General features: G+C 36.6%; 12 protein-coding genes and 1 CRISPR repeat array (1 of these 13 cut by a window edge). Of the genes, 6 read left to right on the forward strand and 6 right to left on the reverse strand.

The features are described from left to right. Positions 1–46: 46 nt before the first annotated feature. Genes CIG1485E_RS03400 through CIG1485E_RS03420 form a run of 5 tightly spaced genes read right to left on the reverse strand, consistent with a single transcriptional unit; the run spans position 47 to position 4,822 of the window. Positions 47–667, reverse strand: coding sequence for a M48 family metallopeptidase (locus CIG1485E_RS03400; RefSeq protein ID WP_038453720.1), 621 nt, complete (start codon positions 665–667; stop codon positions 47–49). Then, complete coding sequence (locus CIG1485E_RS03405; RefSeq protein ID WP_038453723.1) at positions 643–1,965, reverse strand: MATE family efflux transporter; 1,323 nt, start codon at positions 1,963–1,965, stop codon at positions 643–645. Before CIG1485E_RS03405 ends, CIG1485E_RS03400 begins: the two co-directional genes overlap by 25 nt. Beyond that, entirely contained in the window at positions 1,958–2,920 is a 963-nt protein-coding gene (locus tag CIG1485E_RS03410) for a sensor histidine kinase (protein WP_235183859.1), read from the reverse strand. Before CIG1485E_RS03410 ends, CIG1485E_RS03405 begins: the two co-directional genes overlap by 8 nt. Then, the gene (locus CIG1485E_RS03415) at positions 2,878–3,552 is read right to left on the reverse strand and encodes a response regulator transcription factor (RefSeq protein WP_038453725.1); all 675 of its coding nucleotides are present in this window, start codon (positions 3,550–3,552) and stop codon (positions 2,878–2,880) included. Before CIG1485E_RS03415 ends, CIG1485E_RS03410 begins: the two co-directional genes overlap by 43 nt. Continuing rightward, a complete protein-coding gene (locus CIG1485E_RS03420) occupies positions 3,533–4,822 on the reverse strand; it encodes a dicarboxylate/amino acid:cation symporter (RefSeq protein ID WP_038453727.1) in 1,290 nt (429 codons plus the stop codon). The genes CIG1485E_RS03415 and CIG1485E_RS03420 overlap by 20 nt, the downstream gene beginning before the upstream one ends. A 145-nt stretch (positions 4,823–4,967) precedes the next feature. Here CIG1485E_RS03420 and CIG1485E_RS03425 point away from each other — a divergent pair, with 145 nt between their 5' ends. Genes CIG1485E_RS03425 through CIG1485E_RS03450 form a run of 6 tightly spaced genes read left to right on the forward strand, consistent with a single transcriptional unit; the run spans position 4,968 to position 12,092 of the window. Further along, entirely contained in the window at positions 4,968–6,266 is a 1,299-nt protein-coding gene (locus CIG1485E_RS03425) for an MFS transporter (RefSeq protein WP_038453729.1), read from the forward strand. Between the two features lie 2 nt (positions 6,267–6,268). After that, a complete protein-coding gene (gene abc-f, locus CIG1485E_RS03430) occupies positions 6,269–8,197 on the forward strand; it encodes a ribosomal protection-like ABC-F family protein (RefSeq protein ID WP_038453730.1) in 1,929 nt (642 codons plus the stop codon). Between the two features lie 20 nt (positions 8,198–8,217). Further along, positions 8,218–9,594 carry a sodium-dependent transporter gene (locus tag CIG1485E_RS03435; RefSeq protein ID WP_038453732.1) on the forward strand — a complete coding sequence of 459 codons (1,377 nt, stop codon included), beginning with the start codon at positions 8,218–8,220 and terminating at the stop codon, positions 9,592–9,594. A 54-nt stretch (positions 9,595–9,648) separates the two neighbouring features. Beyond that, positions 9,649–10,848 carry a M48 family metallopeptidase gene (locus tag CIG1485E_RS03440; RefSeq protein WP_038453734.1) on the forward strand — a complete coding sequence of 400 codons (1,200 nt, stop codon included), beginning with the start codon at positions 9,649–9,651 and terminating at the stop codon, positions 10,846–10,848. After that, positions 10,835–11,629: a peptide chain release factor N(5)-glutamine methyltransferase gene (gene prmC, locus CIG1485E_RS03445; RefSeq protein ID WP_038453735.1), complete on the forward strand. Its 795-nt coding sequence runs from the start codon at positions 10,835–10,837 to the stop codon at positions 11,627–11,629. Before CIG1485E_RS03440 ends, prmC begins: the two co-directional genes overlap by 14 nt. A 1-nt stretch (position 11,630) precedes the next feature. Next, positions 11,631–12,092 carry a DUF4149 domain-containing protein gene (locus CIG1485E_RS03450; RefSeq protein ID WP_038453737.1) on the forward strand — a complete coding sequence of 154 codons (462 nt, stop codon included), beginning with the start codon at positions 11,631–11,633 and terminating at the stop codon, positions 12,090–12,092. Here the strand turns inward: CIG1485E_RS03450 and CIG1485E_RS03455 are convergent. Then, positions 12,089–12,436, reverse strand: a complete 348-nt coding sequence (locus CIG1485E_RS03455; RefSeq protein WP_038453739.1) for a hypothetical protein — start codon at positions 12,434–12,436, stop codon at positions 12,089–12,091. The genes CIG1485E_RS03450 and CIG1485E_RS03455 overlap by 4 nt on opposite strands. Before the next feature lie 285 nt (positions 12,437–12,721). Next, positions 12,722–13,551: a CRISPR direct-repeat array (repeat unit 30 nt; unit sequence GTGTAAATTTATCCTTGTAGGATTTGAAAC) (it continues 9,007 nt past the right edge of the window).

Consider the following 13,551-nt stretch of genomic DNA (forward strand, 5'->3'; position numbering starts at 1 on the left):
TATGCCAAAAAGAATATAAAAAACTAATTATTTAAATAAACTAAAATCATAATTTTTCTATTGATTTATAATCTGGCATTAGACTTTGGATAAATTCATAAAAGCTGTTTTGGTGGTGTGGATAGATAAGGTGAGTAAGCTCGTGAAGCACGACATACTCGATAAATCTCTCATCTTTTTGGATTAAATTTAGATTTAAATTTATATAGCCTTTTTTGGAGTTGCAACTCCCCCAGCGAGTAGTCATTTTTTTGATACTGACGTGGTTTATTGGTTTGTTTATTTTTGGTGAATAAAATTTTATATATTTTTCGAATATTTCTTTTGCTTTTTGGAGCATAAATTTATCTAGTTCTTTTTGGTTTGGAGCTATGATCTTGCCTTGCTCTACACTTACGTAATTTATATTTTTATCAAATTTAAGCTTGTAAGCTTGCCCTAAAAACCTGATTTCATCGCTTGGGATTTGGATTTTGGCAAGAGTCCCAGATATCCAGGCTCTATTTTTTTCTACTAAATTTACAATGCTTTGTTTGCTTGTAAAAAACGGTGCACTAACTAGCACTAATCCGTCTTTTGTGACTTTTAGGCGTAGATATTTGACTGCTTTATAGGTGATTTGGACGTTGAAACTCTCAAGTTTCACACTAGTCTTTTTGATTGCCATTTTCTACTTTTCCACCTAAGAGTGTTTGCCAAAGCTCTTGCCCACTCATCAGCGCAAAATCCTATCCAAACGCCGATTATTCCGTATCCCAAATGAATACCCAAAAGATAGCCTAAAGGCAAACTCACGCCCCACATAAACAAAACGCCCATGACAAAAGGAAACTTAGCGTCCCCACTAGCGCGTAAGGAATTTACCATAATTATATTAAAAGCCCTGCCACTTTCAAGTACGAGTGAGAGCGTAAAAAGTGGTCGCATTATGGCTTTTAGCTCGTCTGTTAAGCTTAAGCCGTTCATTATCTCTTCACGGCTGAGATAAAATATAAAAAGCACGCTCCACGTGATAAGTGCGCCGATTTTTAGGCTATCAAAGGCCTTTTTGTAGGCTTTGTCAAACTCCATAGCCCCCACTAAATGCCCGACTATGATTTCATTGGCTATGCTTATGGCAGTCGCGGCTAAAAATATAAACATCGAAATTTGAAAATAGATAGTTTGCACGCTTAGGCTTTGCTCGCCCATACTAGCAACGAAGCTAAAAGCGACCATGTACTGACCTATCCAGAGCAGATTTTCTCCAGCGCTTGGAAGCCCGACTTTTAGGATTTTGGCTATTATGTCTTTGCTAAATTTAAAAAATAGCCCAAAGTGAATGTGGATTTTGGCTACTTTGACAAGTACGTAAGCTAGCAAAATCACGCCAACAACTCTTGCAAAAATAACCGAAACCCCAACTCCAGCTAGGCCGTAATTTGGTAGATCAAAAAAGCCAAAAAGCGCTATGGCATTGCCGATGACAGTCAAAACATTCATAAAAGCAGAGATTAGCATGATGTGAAAAGCAAAGTTTTTAACACGCACAATAGCTGCGATTACTATGCCAACAGCTTCTAAAAATAGCGCAATGCTAAGAGTATGAAGATAGCTATAGCTCTCCTCTATCACAGCACTTGGGATCTGCAAAAGCTCAAGCGCGAGGTGAGTGTGAAAGTAGATCACAGATGCACAAACTAGCCCCAAAATAGCGTTAAAACTAAGGCTTATGTGGATTGCGCGTGAGGCTAGATTGGTGTTTCTAGCTCCAAGACTTTGAGCCACAACGACGCTACAGCCCACACTAAGAAAGCTAAAAACAGTTACAAAAAGATTAAATATCTGGTTTCCAGCGCCCATGGCTCCGACTAGATTCACATCTACTTTTGCGACCATGATTGTGTTGATGATGAGCGTAAGCGTGCGAAGAAGCATATCAAAAAATATAGGCGTGGCAAGGCGAGTTAGGCTAAGATTATTCAAATTTACTCACTTGCAAAGCTTCATCTGTGATTTTGAGTCTAAAAGCAGTTGATATTTTGTCTCTAAAGCCAAATATCGATCCCACGCCCTTTTGTGAGCGGACGACAAACTCGAAATTATGAAGCTTTAAGATGATTTTGACTATGTATAGTCCAAGTCCTAAAGAGTTGTTCCAGTCATAAACTTTGGATTTGTAAAATTTCTTTTGGATTAGTTTTAGCTCATCTTCATCTATGCCTTCGCCACTATCTTTGATGAAAATTCCGTTTTCGTTTAGATCGATTTGGACATCGGATTTGGAGTATTTTAGGGCGTTTTGGGTTAAATTTAGCACGACTTGATATATCATATCATAATCAGCCTTTAGTGTTTTTTCTCCGTTTATGATGATTTTTTGCTCGTTTGTTTCAAGATTGGAAGATACTTCAAGACAAAGTTTTCTAGCGTCAAATTCGCTTAAATGTGGCTCTATATCACCACCAAAACCAATTCTTAATCTGTTTAAGATATTATTCATTTTATTGCTATTTGATATGATTTTGGTTGTAAATTTATGCTTGATATTTTGATGCATATCGGCGTCGTTTAGGAGGGTTTGAGCTGACATTTTGATGACTGAGATCGGATTTTTAAACTCATGACTTATCCCACTTAGCAGATTTTCTAATTGCGCGTTTTTTATCCTGAGTTTTGCTGTTTGCTTGCGTAGTTTTCTATCTTTTCTTATGAGTGCATCTTTTATCCGCTTGTTTTGATAAGCTGAAATTTCATAGGCTATATAGGTCAGACTCATGGATAAAAACAGGCTTACAACGATGATAATATAGATATGTTTAAGAAAATTTTCACCCAAAACAAGCCAAAAGCAAAAGAAAAATAGGGCGATGAATATTAGATAATAAAATGCTATTCTTAGCAAAGCTTGTAGCCCTCGCCGCGAACTGATTTGATGCATTCTCCTGCATCTCCGAGCTTGGCTCTTAGGCGTTTGATAGCGATATTTACTGTTTTTTCATTTGCCATATCGTTTTGCCAAACATCGCCCAAAAGCTCATCACGGCTAAGCAAGATATTTTTATTTTTCACAAATTCCAAAAGCAGGGCAAACTCAAGCTTGGTTAGTTCTAAGCTTGTTTTATTTATCTTTACTTCTTGGGTGGTTAAATTTAGCGTGATTTCTTTGAATTTATATATTTGACTCTCTTTTTTATAGCGTTTTAAAAGTGCTGTAATTCTAGCGATTAGCTCATCAAGCTCAAAGGGCTTTGTGATGTAGTCGTCTCCGCCACTCTCAAAGCCTTCGAGTTTTTCTTTGCTGGAGTTTTTAGCTGTTAAAAAAATAACTGGCTCATTGTAGCCTTTGGCTCTTAAAGAACTTACAAATTTACTTCCCTCAATACCGCCAAGATTGCGATCTACTATCAAAATATCGCAACTCTCTTCTTCTAAAAACTGCTCAACTCTTTTAGTGTCTAAAAATGTAGTGACATTAAATCCAGCCTTGCTAAGATTATACTCCAAAAGCTCGCAAAGATCGGCTTCATCGTCTATTATAACTATATTTGCGTTATTTCCATTTGCTTTCATCTAGCTGCCCTTCTTGTTTAGCTACCACGCAAGTGCCACACATATCTCCTGCTACATTTACGCCAGTCCTACCCATATCCAAGATAGCATCAATACCTAAAATCATAGCATAGGCGAGTTTTACATTATCATTGGCTAAATCTAGCCCAATGCTTTCTAAAACCATAATAAGCATAATAGCCCCAGCACCAGGAACTCCAGCAGTGCCAATGGAAGCCAAAACAGCAGTCACTACCATAGCGGCTTGCGCACCAAATGATAGCTCAACGCCGCAAGCATTGGCAATAAACATCGCACAAACTCCTAAATATATGGTTGTTCCATCCATATTTATAGTAGCTCCAAGTGGCAAGGTAAAGCTGTAAATTCCTTTATTTATACCCATTTTACGCTCAGCTACATTCATAGATATAGGTAGTGTGGCGCCTGATGAGCGAGTTATGAAAGCTACCAAAAACGGCTCAAAAGCTCTACGCAAAAATAGCCAAGGACTAAGTCCATTTAGCCACACAATAAGCAAATATACTAATAAAAATTGAATACCAAGCCCCAGATAAACTACAAAACTAACCTCTAAAAGTGGTCCAAAAGCTTTCACTCCATTACTAGCAAATACTTGAAAAATCAAGAAAAATACTCCAATTGGAGCATATAACATTACCCAGCCAACTACTTTAAATATCACTTGCGCGCATCCGTCAAAAAAGCTATAAACAGTGTTTGCGCTATCTTTTACGCTTTGTTTTGTGCTGTCTTTGGTAAATGCTATGCCTAGACCAAATAAAATAGAGAAAAATATAATAGGTAAAACATCGCCCTTAACCATAGCTGCAAATGGATTTGTAGGAATGATAGCCATAAATGTGTCTATCAAAGATGGCGGATTTAGGGCTTTTATGTTGGACGTATTTGTGCTTTCTAGTGTTATGCTAGTACCTATATCAAAGGCGTTTCCAAGCAACAAGCCAATGATAATAGCAAATAAAGAAGTTATAAGATAAAAAGCTATGATTTTAATCCCAACCCTACCAAGACTAGATGGCGAAATATTTGCAACTCCACTAATAAGCGTAAAGATAATGACAGGAACCACTATCATTTTAAGCAAGTTGATAAACACAAGCCCAAATGGCTTTGCTATCTCTAATGCGCTGGCATACAAAGGCGAATGTGAAGGGACAAAAATGGCAAAAATAATACCACAAACACTACCCAAAACAAGCCCTAAAAGTATGGCTAGAAGTAATTTTGTTCTTTTATTTTTTTGCATATTTATCCTTAAAATTTTCGCACATTTTAGCGAAATTAATTTTTTTTTGCAAAAGCCTGTATTTTTTAAATTTAAATCTCTATTTTATGGTGAGTTAAACAAATTTTTAGTATAATCTTGGATTTTTAGAATTTAAAGGAAGTTTATGGCTAGGGGTTTTAGCAGATCCGATATCAAAATTTTAGGGCTGTCATCGCTTGGTGGTATGCTTGAGTTTTATGATTTTATTATTTTTGTATTTTTTGCTTCTTATATTTCACATCTATTTTTTCCTGCTACTTTGGATCCATTTTGGTCGCTTTTAAACACTTATGGCACATTCGCTGCTGGATACCTTGCTAGGCCTCTTGGTGGCATTATCATGGCGCATTTTGGGGACAAAAATGGCCGCAAAAATATGTTTATGCTGTCTATCTTGCTTATGGTTATACCGACATTTGCGCTAGGTCTTATGCCTACATTTGAGACTATTGGTTACGCAGCGCCTGTGTTTTTGGTGCTTGTAAGACTGCTTCAAGGTATTGCAATAGGTGGTGAGCTGCCTGGTGCTTGGGTATTTATCAGTGAGCACGCTCCAAAAAATAGGCTTTATTATAGCGTAGGTGTGCTGACTTCAGCAGTCGTAGCTGGAATTTTGCTAGGTAGTATAGTCACAATGATAGTAAAAAATGTTTATAGCGACGCTGATATACAAGGCGGAATGTGGCGTTTGCCATTTATCATTGGTGGTATTTTTGGTGTGATTTCGATATATCTTAGACGTTATCTTAGTGAAACGCCAGTATTTAAACAGATGCAAGAGATGAATGATATAGAAAAAATGCCTATAAAAACAGTTATCAAATACCACAAACTAGACAATCTAATGTCTATGCTAGTAAGCTGGGTTTTGACTGGCTGTATAGTCGTAATGATACTTTTGATGCCAAATTTCATGCCAGGAGCGTTTGAAAAAAGCGGAATCGAAGTCGGTAGAATTACAACGATATATATGCAAATGGTTTGTATCGTCTTAATGTGCGCTGGCTGCTTTATATATGGCAAATTTAGTGATAAATTTGGTGTCTCAAAAGCAACCATAGGCTTTAGTGGGATTTTTATCGTAGCAGTTTTTGCTTATTTTTATGCTTTGTATAATGGAGCTGGATTTAATACCGTGCTTACACTTTATTTGATTGCTGGATTTTTTGGCTGTATTGGACCATGTGGAGCGCCGTTTTTTATGATAGCTTTATACCCAAATAAAATCAGATTTAGCGGGATTTCATTTTCATATAATATCGCTTATGCCATAGCTGGCGGTGTGACGCCGCCGTTTGCAGTGGCTATGGTGCATAAATTTGATCCGATGTATCTGGCTTATTATATGGTGCTTTTGGGCTTTGTTTCTATATTTTGTGCTATTTGGTTTATGAAATATAGAAAAGATGTGAATAGGGGCTAAAAATGGCACTAATCGATCTAATTGAAGTAAGCAAAAAATTTGGCGATAAAGAGATTTTAAAAGACGCAAGCTTTAGCGTAAATGAAAAAGAACGTATCGCTATAATAGGCAAAAATGGTGGCGGCAAAAGCACTTTGATGAAGATTTTGTGTGGGGCTTATGAGATTGATAATGGCAGAGTCATCACTCAAAACTCAATTAGCGTCCAAATGCTAGCCCAATCGCCTAAATTTGACTCTAAATTTAGCGTAAGAGAAGCATTAAACAACGAGCTAAAAGAGATTTTTGATGCGATAAAAGAGTATGAAGATGTGCTTCATGCAATTTCTGGCGATGAAAATAACAAAGAGCTACTTGTAAGGCAAGATGAACTGATTAAATTTATCGAGAGCAAAGACGGCTGGAATATCGAAAACAAGATAGAAAGAGTGCTTGAAAGCTTTGTGCTTAAAGAGTATGAAAATAGACCTATCGCTAGTCTGAGCGGTGGTGAAGTAAGACGCGTGGCACTTGGCGCTTTGATACTCAAAAAACCAGACGTTTTGCTGCTAGATGAGCCGACAAACCACCTTGATGTTTATATGGTTCGTTTCTTAGAAGAGCTACTGCTAAACTCAAATCAAACTATAGTTTTTATCAGCCATGATAGGTATTTTATCGATAGACTTGCGACGCGTTCAGTTGAAATAGAAGATGGAAATTTGCGTAGTTTTGAGGGTGGATATGCGAATTATCTAACCAAAAAAGAAGAAATTTTAAAATCACTAGCTAAAACCCATGAAACTCTTATAAAACAGCTAAAAAGCGAAGAAGAGTGGCTAAGACGTGGAGTAAAAGCAAGGCTTAAAAGAAATGAGGGGCGTAAGCAAAGAGTTTTTGCGATGCGTGAAGAGGCGAAGAAAAATCCTGGCGTGATAAGGCGAGTCAAACTTGAGTTAGAACGTGCTTCAAAGAGCTTCAATCAAGGTGGGATAAATCAAAACCGCAAAAAGATGCTTTTTGAGTGCAAAAATCTTTCAAAAACACTATCTGGAAAAGAGCTTTTTAAAGATTTTAATGCTCGTGTTTTACAAGGTGAGCGTATCGGTATCGTAGGCAGAAATGGAAGTGGCAAATCCACACTTTTAAAGATACTTTTGGGTGAGCTTGATGCAGATAGCGGCACCATAAATAGAGGCGAGATAAAAATAGGCTACTTTGACCAAAATAGGCGAAGCATAGATGAAGAAAAATCACTAATAGAGCTATTTTGTCCAAATGGTGGCGATCATATCATGGTGCGAGGTAGAAACTACCATGTTTATGGCTATTTGAAAAACTTTTTGTTTCCAAAAGAGTTTTTAGATAAGCCAGTTTCTGTATTAAGTGGTGGGGAGAAAAACCGCCTTGCTCTAGCGCTATTATTTACAAAAGAATATGACTGTCTGATACTTGATGAGCCGACAAATGACTTAGATATCGCTACAATAAATATTCTTGAAGAGTATTTGCTAAGCTTTGAAGGAGCGGTGCTGATAGTCAGCCACGATAGGTATTTTATAGATAAAATCACAAACAAACTTTGGGCTTACGAGCATGGCAAGATAGAGCAAATTTACATGGAATATAGCGAATATCTTGACTATGAAGAGGAGCTTGAGCAGTTAAATGCTATGGAAAAAGAGTTTGACGAAGATGAGCCAGTAAAAGAGAAGCAAAAAACTGCCACTGTCAAACTCTCATACAAACAAAATCAAATTTTGCAAAATTATCCAGCCTTGATAGAAGACTTGGAAAAACGTATAAAAGAGCTAAATCACGCACTTTCAACGCCTGAAATTTACCAAAAAGTTGGTCTTCAGACTCTTTTTGAAGAGCTTGAAGAGAAAAAGGGCGAATTAAACAACCTTGAAAATGAGTATTTTGAAGTGCTTGAACTTTCACAAAATTAAATTAATTTAAGGAATAAATTTTGGACGCAAGACAGACTTGGAGTTCGCAACTCACATATATTTTGGCAGTGGCTGGTGCTACTGTGGGCTTTGGTGCTACTTGGAGATTTCCGTATTTGGTCGGTCAAAACGGTGGTGGGGCTTATGTGCTTACATTTTGTATCGCGATGATTGTGATAGGAATCCCTATGATTTTGGTCGAAAATGCCATCGGTAGGAGGCTGCATATAAACTCAGTTGATGCTTTTGGCGGCATGGCAAATGGTAAAAAGATAAACAAAGCTTGGAAAATAGTCGGCTGGATGGGGCTTTGTGGAGCTTTTGGTATTATGGCGTATTATATGGTTATTGGCGGTTGGGTGCTAAATTATATCTACAATATAATCTTTGGAAATTTAAATTTAACAAGTGTGGTTAGTGCTGATTTGACAGCAAGCTTTTATGATAAAAGCATTATAAATGCACCATTTGCTATAAGCATTGCGACTCTTGTTTTTGTGATTATAAACTTTGTTATTTTGGTGCGTGGAGCTGTGGCTGGGATAGAAAAAGCAGCTAAATATCTGATGCCGATTTTGTTTTTGCTAATGATAGGAATGGTTATCAGAAATCTTACATTAGACGGAGCTTTAGAAGGGATTAAATTTTATCTAACTCCTGATTTTAGCAAGATAAGCGCGAAGTTATTCATAGATGTTTTGGGTCAGGTGTTTTTCGCTCTTTCACTTGGATTTGGCGTGATGATAACGCTTTCAAGCTTTGTAAGAAAAGATGAAAATTTAGTAAAAACATCAGTGATAACTGGAGTTTTAAATACTCTTATCGCAGTCGTTGCTGGATTTATGATATTCCCGTCACTTTTCACATTTGGCGTGGCACCTGATAGTGGTCCAAGTCTTGTTTTTAAAAGTCTTCCTATCGTATTTTCTCATATGTTTGCTGGGGAGTTTTTGGCTGTTGCGTTTTTTAGCTTGCTTATGATAGCAGCACTTACTACTTCGCTTCCTATTTATGAGGTTTTGATAACTGTTTTGGAAGAAAAGTTTAAAATCAAAAGACTAAAAGCGATATTTATAACTCTTGGCGGAATATTTATTTTGGGTAATATTCCATCACTCATGGCTACAAATTTACTAAGCGATGTAACTGTCTTTGGCAAAAATATTTTTGATGCGTATGATGCGATAAGTGCGACGATATTTTTCGTGCTTACATCTTTGCTTTGTGCGATTTTTGTGGGCTGGGTGCTTGGCGATGAGGCCAAAAAAGAGATACTCTTTGGTAGTAACGGCGCTCACAAAATCATAAATATATGGTTTTTTTACATAAAATACATCATTCCATTTTTGATTTTGGTAGTCTTTGTAAGCAGTTTTTACGATAATTTTATAAAATAAATTTACTTATTTTAGATAGTATTTTGCTTTGCATTATCAAATTTAAGGATTATGATGTTACAAATTTTAATAGGAATTTATTTTATTTATACTATTTATAAAGTATTTTTAAGCCTGCTTCAAATAGGCTTTGTGAAGCAAAATTTAAATAAACCAGCTGTTATTTTAGCTCAAGATGACTACCAAAAAGCTGGTTTGCTAGCTTTAGCAAATGAAAAATTAAGCGTGATTAGCTCTATTTATCAGATGATTTTGCTTATCATTTGGTCTGCGTGGGGAGCTGGATATTTACAAAGCATAATCGCACCAAATGGCATAATTTGGCAAAACACGCTTTTAGTCGTGGTATTTTTGGTGATTTCGGCTCTTTTAAATTTGCCTTTTGATATATATGAAAAATTCATAAAAGACAAAAAATTTGGCTTTTCAAATTTAACCCCAAAACTTTTTATACTTGATACGCTTAAAACTCTTGGTTTGACCGTGATTTTTGGTGGCTTGGTTGTATATTTGATCTTGCTTTGCTTTGCGTGGCTTGGAGAGTTTTGGTGGATCTGGGCTTTTGGGCTTAGTTTTGGCATAATTTTGCTAGTAAATTTGATCTATCCGACTATCATAGCTCCACTTTTTAACAAGGTTTCGCCTTTGAGCGATGAGGAGTTAAAAGAGGCTATAAACTCACTTTTACAAAAGTGTGGGTTTAAAAGTAGTGGGGTTTTTGTCATCGATGCGAGTAAAAGAGATAAAAGGCTAAATGCGTATTTTGGCGGGCTTGGAGGCACAAAAAGGGTTGTGCTTTTTGATACTTTGATAGCAAAACTTAGCCAAAGCGAGATTATAGCTGTCCTTGGTCATGAGCTTGGGCATTTTAAACACAAAGATTTGATAAAAAATATCGCTTTTATGTTTGTGATTTTGTTTGTGCTTTTTGGCGTGTTTGGAAATATTCCAAATAGCGTGTATGAGGCTCTTGGGCTAGATAGCAGCGGTGGAAGTTTCTTTTTGGTTTTGTTTTTGTATTCGCCTATAATTTCGGCTATTTTTGAGCCTTTGATGTCGGCATTTTCAAGGTCACATGAGTTTGGTGCTGATGAGTTTGGTGCTAGCAGTGGTGGAGCTAAAAATATGATATCTGCTCTTAAAAAGCTTGGCGAAGAGAATAAGGCCTTTCCTATTTCTCATCCTGTCTATAGTTTTGTCTATCATTCGCACCCAAGCCTTTATGAAAGGGCGAAAAAACTTGAAAATCTCTGAAGCTTTAAAGAGCACAAAAATAGAGCTTGATAGCTCAAATTTAGCGTGGAGATTTTTGAGCTTTTACCTAAAGCAGCCAAAAGAGTGGGTATTTTTAAACTCAAATTTAGAGCTTGAAAATGAAAACGAGTTTTTCTGCCTTATAAATAGATATAAAAACGGCGAGCCATTTGAGTATATAACTGGTGTTTGTGAGTTTTTGGGGCGTGAGTTTAGTGTGGGCAAGGGCGTATTGATACCACGTTTTGAAACTGAAATTTTAGTCGAAAAAGCCCTAAATGTAGCTAAGAATTACGCTACCCCAAAAATATGTGAAATCGGAATAGGTAGTGGAATAATCAGCATTAGCCTTGCTTTAGAGCTTGAAAAAGCTAAATTTAGTGCCACTGATATAAGCCTTGAAGCTATCAAATTTGCTCGCAAAAATATAGATAAATTTGGGGTAGAAATAGAGATAAATCACACTTCACTTTTGGATGGCGTGAATGACAAATTTGACATAATCGTCTCAAATCCACCATATATAGCTGATGATTATGAGCTTGATATTTGGGTAAAAAATGAGCCAAAAACGGCTTTGTTTGGTGGAGCAAAGGGCGATGAGCTTCTAAAACAAATCATAAATTTAGCCAAAACTCGCACCAAATATCTGATCTGCGAGATCGGCTATGATCAAAAAGCAAGTCTTAGCAAAGAGCTTGAAGATTGCGGATTTGAGTATGAGTTTTACAAAGATTTGGCTGGGTTTGATCGTGGATTTGTAGCAAAAATAAAGGAATAATATGAGAAAAATTTACATTTTTTTACTTGCGATGATTGTTGGCATGGAGATTTCTATAGGGGCTTTTCTTGCTCCGGTTGTGTTTTTTCCAGCTAGTATCATAGGTGAAGGAGTTCTTACCCACTTCCAAAGCGGTCAGCTTATGACTCAGGTTTTTTTGAAATTTAACAACGTTTTGCTTGTAGTTTCGGTGGTGGCTATTGTTTATGAGGGGCTAAATTTGCGTAACAAAGATGAGAGCTTCGCTAAAAAAATAAGTAGTTTTATGCTAGCACTCATCGCGCTTATTTTAGCTTTAGCGTTTATATTTTACTTTAGTGCGTACGTAGTGGAAGCCCAAAAGCTAGGAGCCCAGGCCACTAGCAGCGTGGAGTTTGCTAAAATGCACAAGGCTAGTGAGCTAGTCATGAAAATCATGATGATAGCCCAAGCCATGCTATTTTATATAAAAGCCAAAGCTTAAGCGCTTTGCTGTTTGGCAGCTTTTAGCATTTGGGCTAAGATAGTTTGTATCTGAGCCATGATGCTTGCACGTTCTGCATTTAGGGAGTTTGTCATCTCTTTTGCGTATGGATTGTCATTGCTTTGCATTTTTGAGATTTGAGCTTCGATTTTGGCTAGTTGCTCTTTTAGTTTGTCTAGTCTTTTTTGTAGCTCATCTGCGGAGCTTTGAGATGAGCTAGCTCCACCTACGCCACCACTTGCTCCTTGCATTGCATTTTCTTTTGTATTTATCTTGGAGATTGATAAATTTCCAGTTGAGCTACTTTGGCTGATGATTGTTGATAAATTCGTATCTACTTGCATTATCTTTCCTTAATTGTTTGATATATAAATCGGCAAAATAGAATTGGTATTTATTGATTTTTGTTTTATTTTATGGTCGATTGTGCGGTATTGGAAAATGATGTAAATGCGAGCAAGGTTGAAGATGTACCTGACTTGTAGCGATTATAAAGCTACTTTTAAGCTTTAAGAGTAGTGATAAAATGGGAATTATGAGTTTGGTAAATTTTATTTTAAGCATATTTTAAATAAAATAAATATTGCAATTTTTAAATAAGGCATTGAAAATAGCTTTGTTTGTTTGCTGTGTAAATTTATCCTTGTAGGATTTGAAACAATTTTTCACCTTGAAATAATTCCCTCTATCGTGCAGGTGTAAATTTATCCTTGTAGGATTTGAAACTATGTTACGGTTGCGGTCTTAAATTGTGCCTCTTCGTGTAAATTTATCCTTGTAGGATTTGAAACGAGAGTATCTCTCAAAAAGTCGATGCGCTAGTTCAGGTGTAAATTTATCCTTGTAGGATTTGAAACAAGCCTTTTTGTTCGCAGTATTTAACCCACTTGGTAAGTGTAAATTTATCCTTGTAGGATTTGAAACAATTTCACTAAGGTATTAATCTGAAAAGTTGCCTCGGTGTAAATTTATCCTTGTAGGATTTGAAACGCTTAATCACAATTGCATTATCAAGCTTGTTTAAAACGTGTAAATTTATCCTTGTAGGATTTGAAACCTTATGAGATTAATTGTGCTTTGGATATAAAGATGGTGTAAATTTATCCTTGTAGGATTTGAAACATGGCGATGAATTAGAAAGCATTGCAAAGGCTACAGTGTAAATTTATCCTTGTAGGATTTGAAACTAGGACCAAAAACGCAACCAAACTTTAACGGCGAGTGTAAATTTATCCTTGTAGGATTTGAAACGCTAGATTTAAACGGCTGGGTGGGGGTGCTTTGTGTGTGTAAATTTATCCTTGTAGGATTTGAAACTTTGTTAATCGAAAGGCAAACAACGGCGACCAAAGGTGTAAATTTATCCTTGTAGGATTTGAAACGCGAATATCAAATGCCGAGCGATTTTGATGAAATTGTGTAAATTTATCCTTGTAGGATTTGAAACCAGGGGTAGCAG

Origin of the sequence: Campylobacter iguaniorum, from assembly GCF_000736415.1 — a bacterium.
GTDB lineage: Bacteria > Campylobacterota > Campylobacteria > Campylobacterales > Campylobacteraceae > Campylobacter > Campylobacter iguaniorum.

Excerpts from the sequence above, each read along its gene's own strand:
- CIG1485E_RS03400 (WP_038453720.1), bottom strand. The coding sequence starts at position 667 with ATGGCAATCAAAAAGACTAGTGTGAAACTTGAGAGTTTCAACGTCCAA.
- CIG1485E_RS03410 (WP_235183859.1), bottom strand. The coding sequence starts at position 2,920 with ATGCATCAAATCAGTTCGCGGCGAGGGCTACAAGCTTTGCTAAGAATA.
- CIG1485E_RS03415 (WP_038453725.1), bottom strand. The coding sequence starts at position 3,552 with ATGAAAGCAAATGGAAATAACGCAAATATAGTTATAATAGACGATGAA.
- CIG1485E_RS03420 (WP_038453727.1), bottom strand. The coding sequence starts at position 4,822 with ATGCAAAAAAATAAAAGAACAAAATTACTTCTAGCCATACTTTTAGGG.
- CIG1485E_RS03425 (WP_038453729.1), top strand. The coding sequence starts at position 4,968 with ATGGCTAGGGGTTTTAGCAGATCCGATATCAAAATTTTAGGGCTGTCA.
- abc-f (WP_038453730.1), top strand. The coding sequence starts at position 6,269 with ATGGCACTAATCGATCTAATTGAAGTAAGCAAAAAATTTGGCGATAAA.
- CIG1485E_RS03440 (WP_038453734.1), top strand. The coding sequence starts at position 9,649 with ATGTTACAAATTTTAATAGGAATTTATTTTATTTATACTATTTATAAA.
- CIG1485E_RS03450 (WP_038453737.1), top strand. The coding sequence starts at position 11,631 with ATGAGAAAAATTTACATTTTTTTACTTGCGATGATTGTTGGCATGGAG.
- CIG1485E_RS03455 (WP_038453739.1), bottom strand. The coding sequence starts at position 12,436 with ATGCAAGTAGATACGAATTTATCAACAATCATCAGCCAAAGTAGCTCA.